The 676-nt window shown below is 58.7% G+C and carries 1 protein-coding gene; it reads right to left on the bottom strand.

Translation table 11 applies throughout. The features are described from left to right. Positions 1-676 (bottom strand): condensation domain-containing protein (locus IAE34_RS24190; protein ID WP_233631346.1); only part of this gene is annotated, 676 nt, incomplete at both ends.

Raw genomic sequence — 676 nt, 5'->3', positions numbered from 1 at the left:
GTTGATCAGCACGCCCATCGACCAGCCGTCGGAAACGATATGGTGCATCGTGATCACGGCAACAAAGCGGCTCGTTTCAAGACGAAGCAGGTGCGCACGGATGAGAGGTCCACTGGCTAGGTCAAACCCAGTCTGCGCTTCCTGCTGCAGTAGCCGCTCAATGGAGCGGTGCTCATCAGTGCTCGAAGCGCCTGTCAGGTCGGTGACTTGCAGCGCCAGCACCTGGCTGTCGGCAATACACAGGCCTGGCTGCCCATCAACGCTGGAGAACGTCGTGCGCAGCGCTTCGTGACGACGAATGATTTCGTTGAAAGTACTGGCCAGGATAGTGAGGTCCAGCGCTCCGGTTAGCTGAAGAGCCACCGCCATGTTGTAGGTCGAGTCACCTGGCGATAGTTGATCGATGAACCACAGACGCTGTTGCGCGAACGATAACGGCAAGGGGTCCTTGCGCGTTAGCGGTGTGATTGCAGGCAACACCCCCGCACCGCTTCGCGGCTCCTGGATGATGCTCATGGCCAGGGCCTTGATCGTCGGCATTTCAAACAGGCTGCGTAGAGGCAGCTCGATCATTAAGGTTCGCCGCATCCTGGAAACCAACTGGGTCGCCAGCAACGAGTGACCACCCAGATCAAAGAAGTTGTCATGGCGCCCCACGTGCGGAACCTGCAGCATC

The organism is Pseudomonas sp. S30 (genome assembly GCF_016518545.1).
Taxonomy (GTDB): Bacteria; Pseudomonadota; Gammaproteobacteria; order Pseudomonadales; family Pseudomonadaceae; genus Aquipseudomonas.
This window is presented reverse-complemented; position numbering and strand designations above follow the sequence as displayed.